Below are 15,458 nucleotides of genomic sequence, written 5' to 3'. Positions count from 1 at the left end.
CAGCACCTCCTATCCGGATATTTTCTGATCCAGCAATTGCGCCAATTGTTCGAATTCATCAATCGACATGTCGTCGTATACAAAATCGCTCGGACTGGATTCTGTCGTTTGCTTATTCACGCAATGATCTATAAGAGTCAATAACCAACGCTGATAGCCATCAGCTAGCATCTGGACATGCTCTGCAGAATAACTCTCCACATCGTAGTCGAAGTGGAACGTAAGCTGGCCTTCAGCAATCATCCCATTTAAATCCAGTAGAAAAGATGATGGCATTTGCCGGCTGATTTCCTCCCCCTTAGGCATAGAGGAAAATTGAAACAATCCCCCCCTTTGCTCCTCGTCGAATTGTCCAAGATAATTGAAGCCAATTTCCGGATAAAGGGTCATTTCATTCTGCTGTTCGTCTGGCGTTGTCATTTCTTTCAAAATACCGTAACCGATCCCCTTGTTTGGAATGCGACGAAGCGAGTCTTTAATAAACCGGATCGTATAAGACAGATCCTCCGGTCGCTCGGAATGCAGCGCGATCGGATATGTGCTCGTGAACCAACCGACCGTTCGAGAGATGTTCAGGCCAAGCACATCCTCCCTCCCATGCCCTTCAGCTTGCAACAGCAGCTTGTCCATACCGCACCATTCGCGTATAGCCAAATATAGCGCGGTAAGCAGAATATCGTTTGTCTCCGTGTTATACGCTTGATTAGCCTGTTGAAGCAGTGAAGCAGTATGCTCTGCATCAAGCGTCATCACAACAGACTCAGACTCTCGCTCCAACTCCACCGCCAACGCGGCTGATTCGGTTCTCATTTTCGGCAGCTTTGAAACACCGCCGCTCTGCAAGCTGCTCCAATATGTCCTCTCTTCATTCCATCGTCCCTGCTCTGCTTCCGATAGCATTGCAGTTGCCCATTGCATTAGCGAAATTGTCTTCCCGGGCAATACAACCGGTTTGCCTTCTATGCGCTGCTGGTATGCCAATGTAAAGTCTTCTAGCAAAATACGCCAGGACACACCGTCAACGACAAGATGATGGACAGCGATAAACAAATGATCGCCAGCATCTCCGCGGAATAGGCACAGCTTAACCAATGGACCTTCTTCCAGATTCATACTGCGTTGCAGATTTTCGGTCTTGTTCGCAATTACCGCTTCGGCCTCCTGCTCTATAGCGAATTCGCCAAGCTCAACCAATTCCCAGTCAAAATACGGTGTCTCCACCTCACGGTTATAGGCGCCGATCCTCCCATCTTCGTCTTGCCTGAAAGTCATGCGCAGCGCATCATGATGCTCAACGATGGCGTGGAATACTTCCTGCACGACGCTCTCATCAAAATGCTCTTTCCGGTACAACATCACCGATTGATTAAAATGATGCTTCTCGGCAAACGGCAATGACCAGAACCATCGCTGAATCGGCGTCAGAATAACATTGCCAGAGACGGCTCCTTGCTCGATCAGTTCCTCGTCCTTAACGACAAATCGGCTTAAAGTGCTTATAGTCGGATGCTGAAATAACTGCTTCATATCCAAGGCGTACCCATATTGGCGTACACGCGCGGCAACTTGAATCGCCTTTATTGAATCACCGCCTGCGCTAAAGAAATTGTCTTGCAAGCCAATCGAATCAAGACCGAGAACATCACGCCAAACCGATAGCAGCAGCGCCTCGCGTTCATTGCCCGGCATAACGGCCTCGCCAAGCTCCGTCATAATAGGCTTAGGCAGAGCTCCTCGATTCAATTTGCCCGTTGAAGTTAACGGCATTCGCTCCAGAATTACGATAGCGGATGGAATCATATAGTGCGGCAGCTTTCGCTCTAGCTGTACTTTTATATGTTCCGGCTGTGGTGCATGACCGATTTCCGGTACTACATAGGCGCATAATCTCCTTTGCTGGGAAGCATCCGTAAATACGGTAACAACCGCTTCCTTCACAACGGGGTCCGCCAGCAACACCGCTTCGATCTCACCTGGTTCAATACGGTAGCCTCTTATTTTCAACTGATGGTCTACGCGGCCTATATATTCGATATTTCCATCCGGCAACCATTTCCCGCAATCGCCTGTTTTGTACATTATTTTGCCAGGCTCATACGGATTCGACACAAATTTATCGGCAGTCAACTCAGGTCGATTCACATAGCCTGAAGACAGCCCGATGCCAGACAATACAATTTCCCCCGGAATTCCTACAGGCTGTATTTGACCATCACGATTAGTCACATAAACGTTCGTATTCCAAATCGGCCTGCCGATCGTTACCTCTTCATCCACCTGCAAACCGAAATGAAACGTAGAAGCGATGCTATTCTCTGATGGTCCGTACTCGTTGACCAATTCAACATGAGAGCTTTTCTCCTTGCTTATTCGCACCAATTCGGAAGTCGTCTGATCGCCAGCCAACGTTACCGATTTTATACTCAGCATATCTTCGGGAGACAAGTACTCCAGCAGTGCCTGATACAACGGCGGGATTATAATAAGATGCGTTATGTCATACCTGAGCAACGCTTGTCTTATCGCTGCGGGATCTTTAGCTTGGCCCTGCTCCAGCATTACAACCTTGCTGCCCGTAACAAGCGGTGTAAAGAATGAGGCGACAAAACCGTCAAACGTATAATGGAACAGCTGCAGCGCCGCATCACTAGTATTTAATCCATAAGTCGAGCTGCGCCATTGGATCGTATTAGAAATACCCTCATGGGCGATAACCACGCCCTTGGCTTTGCCTGTCGTACCAGAAGTATAGATAACATAGGCTGAGTCTGATCCTTGAACCGGCAAATCAGGGTTGACGGAATTCGCGGTCACAACCTGACTTACATCCTCCAGCCGCAAATAAGGAACAGATACAACATCAGTAATGTTATGCTGTTCGTTCGTCACCAGCAGCTTTATCCCGCTGTCATCAATAACATCAACAAGCCGCTCCATCGGGTGCTCCGGGTCAAAGGGAACATATGCAGCCCCTGCCTTCAATACGCCTAATAGTGCTGCGACTGCCTCCAATGACGAATGTAATAATAAGCCGACTCTGTCCCCTCGAACGATGCCTATTTTCATAAAAATGCTGGCGTAATGATTGGCATAATCGTTAAGCTGCCGATAAGTCCATTGTCGTTCTCCCAACACAACCGATATATGTTCTGGAGTTCGCTCAACCTGCTGCTCGACAAGTTTATGCAAAACCTTCTCAGCAATCGGCACTGGCTGACCGTATACAAACGTATTTAGCACATGTTCCGCTTGTTCAGGACTCATTAAATCCAGCTCTGCAATTCGCGCCTCTGCATTGCGGCATACTTGTTTAACAAGACGGATGTATCGTTCTAGCAGCGATTTTACGGATTCTTCCTTGAATAACGCCGTACTATAGTCGACTCTCAGATGGATAAGCGCCCCTTCTTCTTCCGCATGTAGCGTGAGGTCAAACTTGGCGACCCGCGATGCAGTCTCAATCGGTCGAATGCGAATACCCTCCAGCTCAAGTAAGTCATTTCCAGTGTTCTGGTATACAAATACCGTTTCGAACAGCGGATTCCGACTTAAATCCCGCTCAATTCCAAGATGCTCCAGCATATCCTCTAACCCGCAGGCCTGGTGATCATGCGCCGCAATAAATGATTCCTGCACCTGTTCAAGAAATTCACGAAAGGTTAAATTGCCTGCTATCCGGTTCCTGATCGGAAGCATATTCACAAACATTCCGACAACAGATTGCAGCTCTGCCAAAGGCCTGCCGGCAATCGGTGTACCGACGATCATATCGGTCTGGCCGGAATATTTGTATAGAAGAACGTAATAAACAGCGAGCAAAACATTGTACGCCGTCGTCCCCGTCTCTTTTGCCAAGCGGCGAACTTCATCCGCAACCTGCTCGTCCAACAGTTCGCTTATGCCTTCTCCCTGCATATTTTTAACGGGTGGACGCGGGTAGTCTTCCGGAAGTCTGAGCTCTTCTGGCTCACTCAATGCTTGTATCCAATAGTTTCGATGCTCCTCCAGTTCTCCGCTATTCGCCAGTTGTTCCTGCCATACAGCGTAATCCTTATAATGAACCGTTAGCTCGGGCAACTGTTTGCCGCTATACAAAGAGTTAAATTCACTTACAAGCACTTCAATTGAAGTACCATCCGAAATAAGATGATGCATATCCAGAACAAGAAACTGACTGCGATCGGTATACCGAACGAGCGCTGCACGAATCAGCGGTGCCGCTGTCAGATCGAACGGCCGCACAAAGCTGCTCATAATTTTGTTAAAGCCAGATTGTTCAGACGTGTCCCCCTCCTCTGGCAATTCCAGACGCTCCAGTGCGAATGGTACCTCTGCATGAACGCGTTGAGTAGCGATACCGTCTAAATAGTGAAAAGAAGTTCTCAGCGATTCATGACGTGCAATCAAACCTCGCAGAGCAGCCTCAATTCGGTCGGCATCAATATTACCAATGAGTGACAAAGCTGCGGTCATATGATACGCAGTACTCTCTTTATCAAACTCATGGATGACGAGCAAACGCTTTTGCGCCGAGGACACGGGATAACTGTCCGCATATGGTGCCGCCGTGATCGATTGATAACCCGCCTTATCGGCAGCTCGAACCCTTCTCGCCAATTGCTCAATTGTAGGGTGCCGAAAAACTTCACGAATGGAGAGCGAAGACCCAAACAGTTGATTGATTCTGGAAATAAGCACAGTCGCCTTTAATGAATGCCCGCCAAGCTCGAAGAACGATTCGCCTCTCCCGATTTCCGCAACTTCAAGCACCTGCTCCCATAGCTCTGCGATTTGCCGTTCAACCTTCCCGATCGGCGGTTCAAAGGCTCGCTCCCGCGTCAAGCTGTCTAACGGATTAGGCAACGACTTGCGGTCCACTTTCCCATTTACATTCGTAGGGAACTGGTTCAGCTTCACGAAATATGCAGGAATCATATAGTCTGGCAGCAGACGCGCGAGATACGATCTCAGCTCGGACACCGATACTGGCAAGGCTGCCGAATAGTAGGCGCTCAATGCAAGCTCTCCTGTTGATACTTGAACAGCAAGCACTAACGCATCTTCCACATTGTCATGCTCCGTGAGCAGCCTTTCGATTTCCCCTGTCTCTATGCGATAACCCCTAATTTTGACCTGGTGATCCATCCGCCCCAAAAATTCAATATTGCCATCTGGCAGCCAGACCCCACGGTCACCTGATCGATACAGCTTCTCATCATTGTCATAGGGATGATCGACAAATTTCTCACCCGTCAGCTTGGGCAGGTTCATATATCCCGCACCCGTACCTGCTCCCGAAATGCATATTTCGCCCGGAACGCCGATCGGCTGCAATTGACCCCGATGGTTCATAATGAGCACTTGCTTATGCGGGATCGGCTTTCCAATCGGGATATGCTCCACTTCCTCATTTCCACTGCAACGATAATAAGTCGCGCATACAGTCGTCTCCGTAGGGCCATAGGTATTGTAAATCTCACTGAAACCAATCAGGTTGTTATAGTAAGACTTCTTCAATACATCCCCGCCAGAAATGTACAGTCTGGCATAATAGTCTGATGGCGGTATCCGATTCAACTCTTGCAGCAATAACGGAGAACACGACACAATCGTGACGCCCTTCTCCTGCAGTTCTTCTATTAAAGACTTCGGCTCGAGCAAATCATATTTCCCCATCATGACAACAGCTCCGCCGACAAGCAGTGCCGGAAACATCTCTTCAACCGATGTGTCGAATGAAATGGACGAATGGTGAAGCACTCGATCATGTTCACTTACCCGAAAATATTCGATAAACGTATCAACATAGTCGGCGAGATTCCGCTGTTCGATCATGATGCCTTTTGGCTTCCCGGTCGTTCCTGATGTATAAATCATATACGCCAGCTTCTTACTGTCAGTAATCAACGGAAGATCGCTATCATCATAAGCGCCTAGAGCCAGTAATGTTTCATGAATTGTATTAATACGCAGGGCAGTCGTCACCGAATCCGGTGAATACGGCTTATCAGTCAATAGCATCGCCGCGCGGCAGTCGCTTAGCATATAGGCGATCCGTTCCTCCGGGTATTCAGGATCAATAGGCAAATAAGCAGCCCCCGCCTTCCAAGCAGCCAGCATCGCTACAGGCAGCGGGAAAGAACGCTCGCAGCAAATAGCGACGACGCTGCCCTCGCCAATACCTTGCGCAAGCAACCATCTGGCCAACCTGTTCGAATTTCGCCGAAGTTCATCATAAGTCATTGTTTCAGCACCGCACATCAATGCTGTACGTTCCGGTGTTTGCCTAGCCTGGCGCTCGAAAATACAAACTATCGGCTCCAGTTCCCTACTTTCAAGCGGAGTATTGAATTCATTCAGCAATAAGTGCTGCTCTTCCTCCGTTACAATGGACAAGGCATTCACCGTCACTTGCGGCAATTCAACCGCCTGCTGCAGCAGGTGTACGTAATGCTCGCTTATGCGGCTAATCCATTGCTCATCGAACTTATCAGCATTATATGTGAGTTGAATGCAGCATTCAGTTCCCGGTATAATATCGATCGTAAAATCGTAATTCGTCTGCTCGAAGCCGTCGACACCTGTGATCGGCATAAGCCCGATCTCGCCCTTCGCCCCTACGACCTGTTCAGAAATCGGGTAGTTCTCAAATACGAATAAGTGCTGAACGAGCTGATTATGCAGCGGCGTTTGCTGCTGAATATCAGCCAGCGATACGTAATGATAGCTTTCAGCGGCACCGATCCCATCCTGAACATTTTTCATAACTTCAGATAGCAATTGCTCGCCCGTGGCCTTTACACGAACAGGTACTGTATTGATGAATAGTCCGACCATCTGCTCGATTCCTGGAACCTCTGCCGGACGACCGGACACAACTGTTCCAAAGACGACATCATCAGCACAATTGTAATGCTGAAGCAATATTCCCCAGACAGTTTGATATAAAGTACTCAACGTGACTTGGTGGCGCGCAGCCAATTGACTCAGCATGAGCGTAAGCTCTGTGTTTAGCGTAACAGTCCATTTAGCGGGAACGGATGACATTGTCTCGGAATGTGTCTTCATTCCCGGCAGTGTCGTCACTTCTTCAATACCGTCTAAATACGTCCGCCAATAGTCGATGGCAATAGACTCATCCTGCTGAAGAAGCCACTCCGCATAACTACTAAATGGTCTAGCCGGGGTATCAAGAGGAAGCCCGCGATACAGTTGAAACAGTTCTTTCGCAATCGTACCTACACACCAGCCGTCCATAATCAAATGAGAGAAGCTGAGCAGCAGCTTGCACTTTTGATTTGCACACGGAAAGACAGCAATTCTTAGCAGCGCATCGGCATCAAGTGCAAATGGCTGCTGTAAGTCTCGTTTCGCATAGTCTGCTACGAATTGTTCCTGTTCGTCTTCTAGCAGGTGCTGAATATTAACTTCATTAATACGCAGCTCCCGTTCTGTTAAGACAACCTGCAGCGGCTCGTCCACTTCTTTATACAAAAAAACTGTTCTGAGCATATCATGCCTTCGCACGAGCGTATTAAGGCTCGCTTCCAGCCTGTCGATATCAAGCTTCTCCCCAATCGTCAGCAGCGTCTGTTGAAAGTAAACAGGGGTATCCGGATCGGCCAATGTATGAAAGAGCATTCCTTTCTGCATTGGCGTAAGCGGATATACGTTTTGGATTTGAGTATCATTCACATTTACCCACTTCTTTCCAATTATTGTTTTATTTTCTGTTTCAACAGTCCTGCAATTCGATCAAGCTGGTCGATCGACATGGATTTGTACGTCAAATCGTCAGGGGTCAGTGTTGTTGATTGTTGCGAGCAGCAGTGGTCGACGACTTGTTTCAGCGATTGTGTATATATTTGTGCCAATCGTTCTATCGCGGAAGGCTCGAACCTGTCAGCATCGTAAGCCAGATGAATTGTCAATTGCCCTCCTGAGACCATTCCGCTTATTTCTAATGGATATAGCCGTTTCAAATGATCGGCCATCTCTGATCCTGCTGGACGATCACTAATAACGAATCCTTGCAATGGCTGATTAGTATCAACTTGACCTAAATAATTGAATAAAATTTCAGGAACCTTATCGAAACGGGGCGGTGATTCATTCTCCATTTCACATAAATATTTCAAAATGCCATAAGCTGCACCCTTGTTCGGAATTCGTCTAAGGCCTTCCTTCACATGTCTAATCACATCCGACCAATTATCTCCGCTGTTCATATCGAGAATGACAGGAAAAACAGAAGTGAACCATCCGACTGTCCGTGATACATCCATATCCGGTACGAGTTGTTCCCGCCCATGACCCTCCAGATCAATAGCGAATTTATTCGTTCCCGTCCATTGCTTCAAAGCACTGCCTAAAGCAACGAGCAGCAGATCATTAATTTCTGTACGGTAAGCTCGGTTTGCCGCGCCAAGCAAACGACTTGTCTCTTCGTGATCCAATGTTAGGGCAACGATTCCACTCCTTGGCACCCCGCCTCTATCACAGTGAACCTCTCTGCCAGGAAGCCTAGTGATCTCCTGTTGGCTAATTTGTGCCCAATAAGAAATCTCTTCCTTCCAGTTTCCAGTGGCGGCATAGTGTACCAGTGCTTGCGCCCAATCCCGATAGGAATCACTTTTCAGCGGCGGTGTCCACTGCTTTCCGCTTGAGATTGCCTCATAAGCGGCAATAAAATCCTCAATAATAATTCGCCATGAAACACCGTCCACCAGAAGATGATGCATAATAATAAGCAAATAGGAGCCCGCTGACGAATCAAAAATACCTAATGAAATCAACGGCCCTTTTTCAATGTCTAAGCCGCTCTGCAGCCGCTCCGTCTCCGCTTCCCACGTCTGCTGTTCAAGATCAGCGGGTAATGTTACTTGGATCAACTTAAAGAAACCATTATCAAGTCCGGCATTCCATTGAACGTACTTCTCGCCGTTCTTAGTAAAACGAATCCGCAAAGCATCATGATGGTGAGTTAATTGTTGAAAGGCTTCTACTGTCGCTGCAGCATCGATCCCCTCGGAACGGAACAGTACGACAGATTGGTTGTAGTGATGCGGTGGCAGCGCAGCAGTGTTCTCAAAAAAGCGCTGTTGTATCGGTGTGAGTGGGATTTCCCCCTCAACGGCCTGTTGAGGGATTTCGTGTTTATTCTTAACAACTTGTCCGCTTAATGATCTTACGGTTGGGTGGCGGAACAATTGGCGAATCTCCATGGTATAGCCTGCGCCGCTTAATTGAGCCGCAATTTGAATGGCTTTAATTGAATCTCCGCCTAGCTCAAAGAAGTTATGTTCCACCCCGATTGGAGATATTCCGAGTACTTCTTCCCAAATCTCAACGAGTACCCGCTCCATTTCAATAGCTGGCGCCTCATACTTGTCTAGTGATCGGGTATGAATATCTGGATCCGGCAGCGCACGGCGATCAATTTTGCCGTTGGATGTCATCGGCAGCTCCGACATAAAGACGAAGTAAGCCGGAATCATATAATCAGGCAAATGGTTCGCCAGATGGCTGCGGAACGCTTCCGTCCCCATAGCCGCATGATGCTTCGCAGCAACATAAGCGCATAACTGCTTCGTATCGCCATAACCGTCAACAGCCAAGACAATGCATGATTCCACCTCAGCGTGAGTGAGCAGCGCGCTTTCGATCTCGCCGGTTTCAATCCGGTAGCCTCTGATTTTGATCTGGTGATCATTTCGCCCTAGAAATTCAATCGTTCCGTCCGGAAGCCAGCGCGCTCTGTCGCCCGTTTTATACATGCGCTCTCCCGGCACATACGGGTTCGGCACAAATGATTCATTCGTTAACTCCTCACGGTTAAAATAACCTCTGGCTACACCCGCTCCGCCGATGTATAGGAAGCCTATCGCCCCTCTTGGCAGTATTTCCAACGACGAGCCCAACACGTAGACACGCACGTTTGGCAGCGGAGTACCAATTGGAACTGTGGCACCTTGTCCCTCAATAGCGGTGTCGATTGTATAGGACGTCGCATCCACAGTACACTCGGTTGGACCATACACATTCGTAATAACAGGCTTATGCGGAGAGCAGCGCTCAATCCATTGTCGCGCCGTCTCAAAGTGGAGCGTCTCGCCACCGATCAAATAATGGCGGACGGCCACCCGTGAATTGTCCGGCAATGCGTTCAGCATACGGATATGGGTCGGCGTTCCATCCGATAAGTCAATTTCATGACGGCTATAAAATTCGCTCAACGCTTTGGCGTCGGATCGTACATCCCTCGGCGCAATATGCAGGGTATGCCCTAGAAGCAGCGCGGCAAAAATCTGCTTCACCGAAGCGTCAAACACGAACGGCGCGATCAACGCTACATTCAGCGGTGCTTCGTAGCGGCTGTATACCAATTTATGCAAACCGTCAATGAGATTTATGACGCTGCGCTGCTCGATCATGACCCCTTTGCCTGCTCCTGTCGTTCCCGAAGTGTAAATGACATATGCGAGATCAGAAGGAACATTTACAGGTGTCAATGGACGGTCATCATCATTCTCTTCTAAAGGATTATCCAGACAAAAGCGCTCCGTATTTTCAGCGAATGGGAATGGCAGCTGGCTTTCCGACATCACGATGTTAAAACCAGCTTCTTGTTGAATATAGCCAATTCGCTCGGCTGGATAATATGGATCAAGCGGTAAATATGCTCCGCCTGCCTTCAACACGCTTATAATGCCGACAATCATTTCGATGCCCGGCTCGGCCATGACGGCGACGATTGTATCCCTCTTCACCCCATACTCCCGCAGCTTGTGCGCCCATTGATTTGTTGTTCGATCCAACTCGCTGTAGGTAAGCGACTTCTTAATATCGCACACAGCAATTCGGTCAGGATGAAGCTCCGTCTGAACTGCAAACCTGGCGGCAAGAGTCGTATCCAGATCAGGTCGTAATTCCATACTATTGGAAAGCTGCAATTGTTCATGTCGTTCCGACTCTGACAACAGCTCGATTTCAAACAAGCAGACATCACTCTTCGCTGCTACCGTCTCTAAAATACGATAGAGATGTTCCGCCAATCGCTCTATCGTCCCCTTCTCGAATAGTGCCGTCGCATATGAAAGCTCCAGGCGCAAGCGACCGTCCTGTTCTGCTACGCTAAGCACAAGATCGAATTTACTATTTCCTGAATCGAAATCAACCGTTCGCAGCCGCAGCCCGTCAAGCCTCAATTCCTTGGCGTCGGTGTTCTGCAACACAAGCATAGTATCGAATAGCGGATTGCGGCTCATATCGCGTTGAACGCCTAACTTGCTAATAAGCTCTTCAAACGGATACTCCTGATGTTCAAATACCTGAAGCGAGCGTTCCGTCACTTCCTGTAAAAATGCCTCAAACGTCATCTCACTGCGAGGATAATTGCGCATCGCCAGCGTATTAACGAACATCCCGACCACCCGTTGTAAATCAGCATGACCTCTGCCAGCCGAAGGCGAACCGACAATGACATCCTCCTGACCGGTATATTTATGCAACAGCACATTATATGCAGCCAGCAGCACCATATAGAGTGTCGTTCGTGTACGTGATACAAGCTGTTGGAGCGAGTCGACCAGTCGCTCGTCCCACTCTACTACTACCTGCGCACCTGCATAACTTTTAACCGCCGGACGAGCATAATCCGTTGTCATAGCTAGGACAGGAATTTCACCTTGGAACGAATCCAGCCAAAATTTCTCCTGACTGTTTCGTTTCTCATCATTCAGCAGCTTCTGCTGCCAACACGCGTAATCCTTATATTGATGTGAAAGCGATGGCAGGGAATCCCCATTGTATAGCTGAGCAAATTCTTCAATAATGACTTCTACAGAAGTTCCATCCGTTACAATATGATGAAGATCAATAAGCAGTATGGCTTTATTCTGCTCAAGTCGGATAAGCGCGGCCCGAATCAGCGGCAGCTTGCCGGGATCGAATGGCTGAACAAATCGCTCCATTGCAATTGCAATTGCAGCTTGTTCATCTATAACAGATGATTCGATCTCCCAACTGTCCAGCTTGAACATGAAGCTCTCGTGCACGATTTGTACAGGATTGCCTTCCCGCATCTCAAATGTCGTTCTTAGCGACTCATGTCGATCAACCAATGACTGAAATACCGATTCCAGTTTTTCGTGATCAATTACTCCCTCCATGACGATCGCTGTATTCATGTTGTAGGCCGTACTCTTCGCTTCAAATTGATTAAGTACGAGCAATCTTTTTTGTGCCGAAGACACAGGGTAAAACGGCTGAGATGCCACACGCTCAATCACTGCCTGCTGACCGCGCTCCGATTGCTCAATAAGCTGCGCCATAGCGGCAATCGTATGATGTTGAAATATTTGCTTCAACGATATTTGAACCTGGAATACTTTATCGATCTTTGAAATTAAAATAATGGCCTTTAAGGAGTGCCCTCCCTTTTCAAAGAAAGAGTCAAATATCCCAATATTCCGTGTTGATAATACGTCTTGCCATATAAGCTGCAATTTCTGCTCTGTCTCGCTCCGCGGTGCCTCAAAAGGAGAGTCATCCCGTTCCATGTTGGGAAGCGGCAGCGCCTTGCGATCAATTTTGCCATTCGGAGTAAGCGGGAGCTGTTCGATCCGAATTAGCCAGGTAGGCACCATATAGGAGGGTAACTGCAGCCCCAACGCCTCTTTTACCTGCTCTGGCTCCCATTCATCCCGCTCCGCTACGACATAGGCGCACAAATGTGGTTCCCCATCTATATCAACTACCGAAACAAGCGCCTCATTCACCATTTCCATCTGCAGCAAGCGGCCCTCGATTTCTCCCAATTCAATCCGGTAGCCCCGAATTTTCACCTGATGATCCGATCTTCCTATAAACTCAACGTTGCCGTCCGGGCGCCATCTCGCTAAATCACCTGTTCGGTACATCTTCTCGCCGGGCTGGTATGGATTCGGAATGAATCTTTCCGCTGTTAGCTCAGTACGATTCCAGTAGCCTCTGGCAACCCCTTTTCCACCAATATACAGCTCCCCTATCAAACCCTTGGCAACCAGGTTCAGGGATGGATCCAAAATATAATACTGCATATTGTGCATAGGCTTACCGATAGGCGCGTTGCCCGATTCCGCTATGCTATGAGCCGCTTCTTCGTAGAAGCTAGAATCTATGCTTGCCTCAGTAACTCCATAACTGTTAACAATTCGCAACGTAGATCCATACCGTCCCACTAACGCCTTAAAGTCCTTGTTCGAGCAAGCGTCGGCCCCCACAATGAACAGCCTCAAACTGGATACATCCAACTTCTGCTCATGTACATACTCCATAAATGGAACGAGCAATGCGGGCGTTGACTCCAATATTGAAATCTGATTGTGCAAAATATAACGATGCAGCCGCGCAAACTCAAACCGATCAGCCTCAGTCGCTATCACCATACAGCCTTTATTCAACAGAGCACGGCATATGTCGCCGACAAAAACGTCGAACGAGAAGCTCGCTAACTGCAGCAGTCGAACAGGGAATGAGTCTAATTTATAGGCGAGTCGCCAGCTCTCGGCCACATTGACCAGATTATGATGCTCAATCATGACACCCTTTGGGTTACCGGTAGTACCTGAGGTGTACATTATGTAAGCAAGGTCATCCCCAACTGTAGCAGACACCGGATTTATATCCTGCATTTCATTCAAGCTTGCATCTCCGGGAACATGGCGTAAATCGATCAAACGATATGAACGAAACAGTTCCTCCCCGGCATCAACATTGATTAAGACAATTTGCGCCTGGCTATCCCCCAGCATGTATTGGATACGATCCTGTGGATATTCCGGATCAATCGGCACGTAGGCCGCTCCCGCCTTCCATACCCCCAGCACGGAACTGATCATGTCAACCGAGCGTTCGACCATAATAGCTACCGATGATTGGGAGCTGACCTTTTGCTCCCGCAGCAATTGAGCCACGTAGTTAGCTCGGCGGTTCAACTGCCTATACGTAACCTCTTCGTTGCCGCAAACGACCGCTACTAGGTCGGGATGTATAGCTGCTTGCGATTCAAACCATTGAAGAATAGTCGTAAATGGAGGAAGTGCTGTCTCTTCCCCATTGAAATCAATAAGCAGCTCCCGGATCTCCCGGTCGGTTAACAATGGGATGTCTTTTACGGCAATGTCAGGATTACTCACAATAGCTTCAAAGGCACGACGCATGTGTGAGGCGACGGATTCAATCCATTCCCGGTCATACATTAGGTGATTGTATTCGAATCGAACCACTAATTCAGTCCCCGGCGTCAGCTCGATATTAAAATGATAGTGAGTCTGATCAAACAGTTCCGCCCCATTAATTTGCAGTTGTTCGCTTGCCAGCGCCGTACTTTCATCGAGCGGATAATTCTCGCAGACGAAAATATGATCAAATAAAGGCTCCCTCATTGACGCCTCCGCTTGAATGTCAGCCAGCGAACAATAATCGTAAGCCATGCTCTCGATCGCACGCCTCTGAACTGCCACAGCAAGCTCGGACATTCGGGACATCGGCTCCAGCTGGACACGAACGGGGATCGTATTAATGAATAACCCCACCATTCGCTCAACATCATTGAGCTCCGGCGGTCTTCCCGATACAACGGCCCCGAATACAACATCATTCGTCCCGTTATATCGGGCCAGCATCATCCCCCATACCGCTTGAAATAATACGTTCAGTGTCACCTTCATGCGAGCCGCTGCCGCTTGAATAAGAGCCGTGTCTTGAGCCGTCCAGCGGAGCTGTACAACTTCCAGCTCATAACTGCCGTCCTGCGGATGAATCAGCGAGCCAGGCAGAGACAACGGAGTATCGTATCCTGCAAGCAGTGATTTCCAATACGCTCTTGCCTCATCCTTATCCCGCTGCTCCAGCCAATCGATATAGCTTCCAAATGAGGCGACCGGGCGCAACGCAAGCGATTGCCCCGTCACTTGCGCATCATAGATTTGAAGCAGCTCCTCCATTACAATTCCGAAGCACCAGCCGTCCATAATAATATGATGGAATGTTAGGGCAAGCGTATATCGACGTTCATCAGTACGAATAATGGCAAAGCGGATCAACGCCTCCTTTTCCATGTCGAAGCCTTGCCGCCGTTCCTCCGCCAGCAATCGCTCAGCATATTCGGTCACATTGGATGCACACTGCTCATAACAATCATGATAAGCAACTACCGCTTCCCGTTTCGCAAAAACAATTTGGCGTGGCCTCTCCAGCTTGCGGTAAAAAAAGTTCATACGAAATGATTCATAACGGTCAACAAGTTCCTGAATGCTGGCTCTCATACAATCAAAGTCAACTTTCCCCTCGATCGTAAGCCTCAATTGCTGTACATATGCATTAGAACCTTCATCCATAAGTGCGTGATACAACATCCCTTCCTGTAAGGGCGTCATCGCATATGCACGTTGAATTTCAAGCTTGGCTGCCATCTC

2 protein-coding genes are annotated in these 15,458 nt (G+C 48.4%); both read right to left on the bottom strand.

Annotation, left to right across the window (positions count from 1 at the left end; translation table 11 throughout):
* Positions 1–9 precede the first annotated feature (9 nt).
* Positions 10–7,695, bottom strand: a complete 7,686-nt coding sequence (locus G358_RS0108660) for a non-ribosomal peptide synthetase (protein WP_026342151.1) — start codon at positions 7,693–7,695, stop codon at positions 10–12.
* Positions 7,696–7,715: 20 nt separating this feature from the next.
* Positions 7,716–15,455 (bottom strand): non-ribosomal peptide synthetase, encoded by a 7,740-nt coding sequence (locus tag G358_RS29695; RefSeq protein WP_033403883.1) that lies wholly within the window; start codon positions 15,453–15,455, stop codon positions 7,716–7,718.
* Positions 15,456–15,458 lie beyond the last annotated feature (3 nt).

This window comes from Paenibacillus fonticola DSM 21315 (genome assembly GCF_000381905.1).
GTDB classification, from domain to species: Bacteria; Bacillota; Bacilli; order Paenibacillales; family Paenibacillaceae; genus Fontibacillus; species Fontibacillus fonticola.
This window is presented reverse-complemented; position numbering and strand designations above follow the sequence as displayed.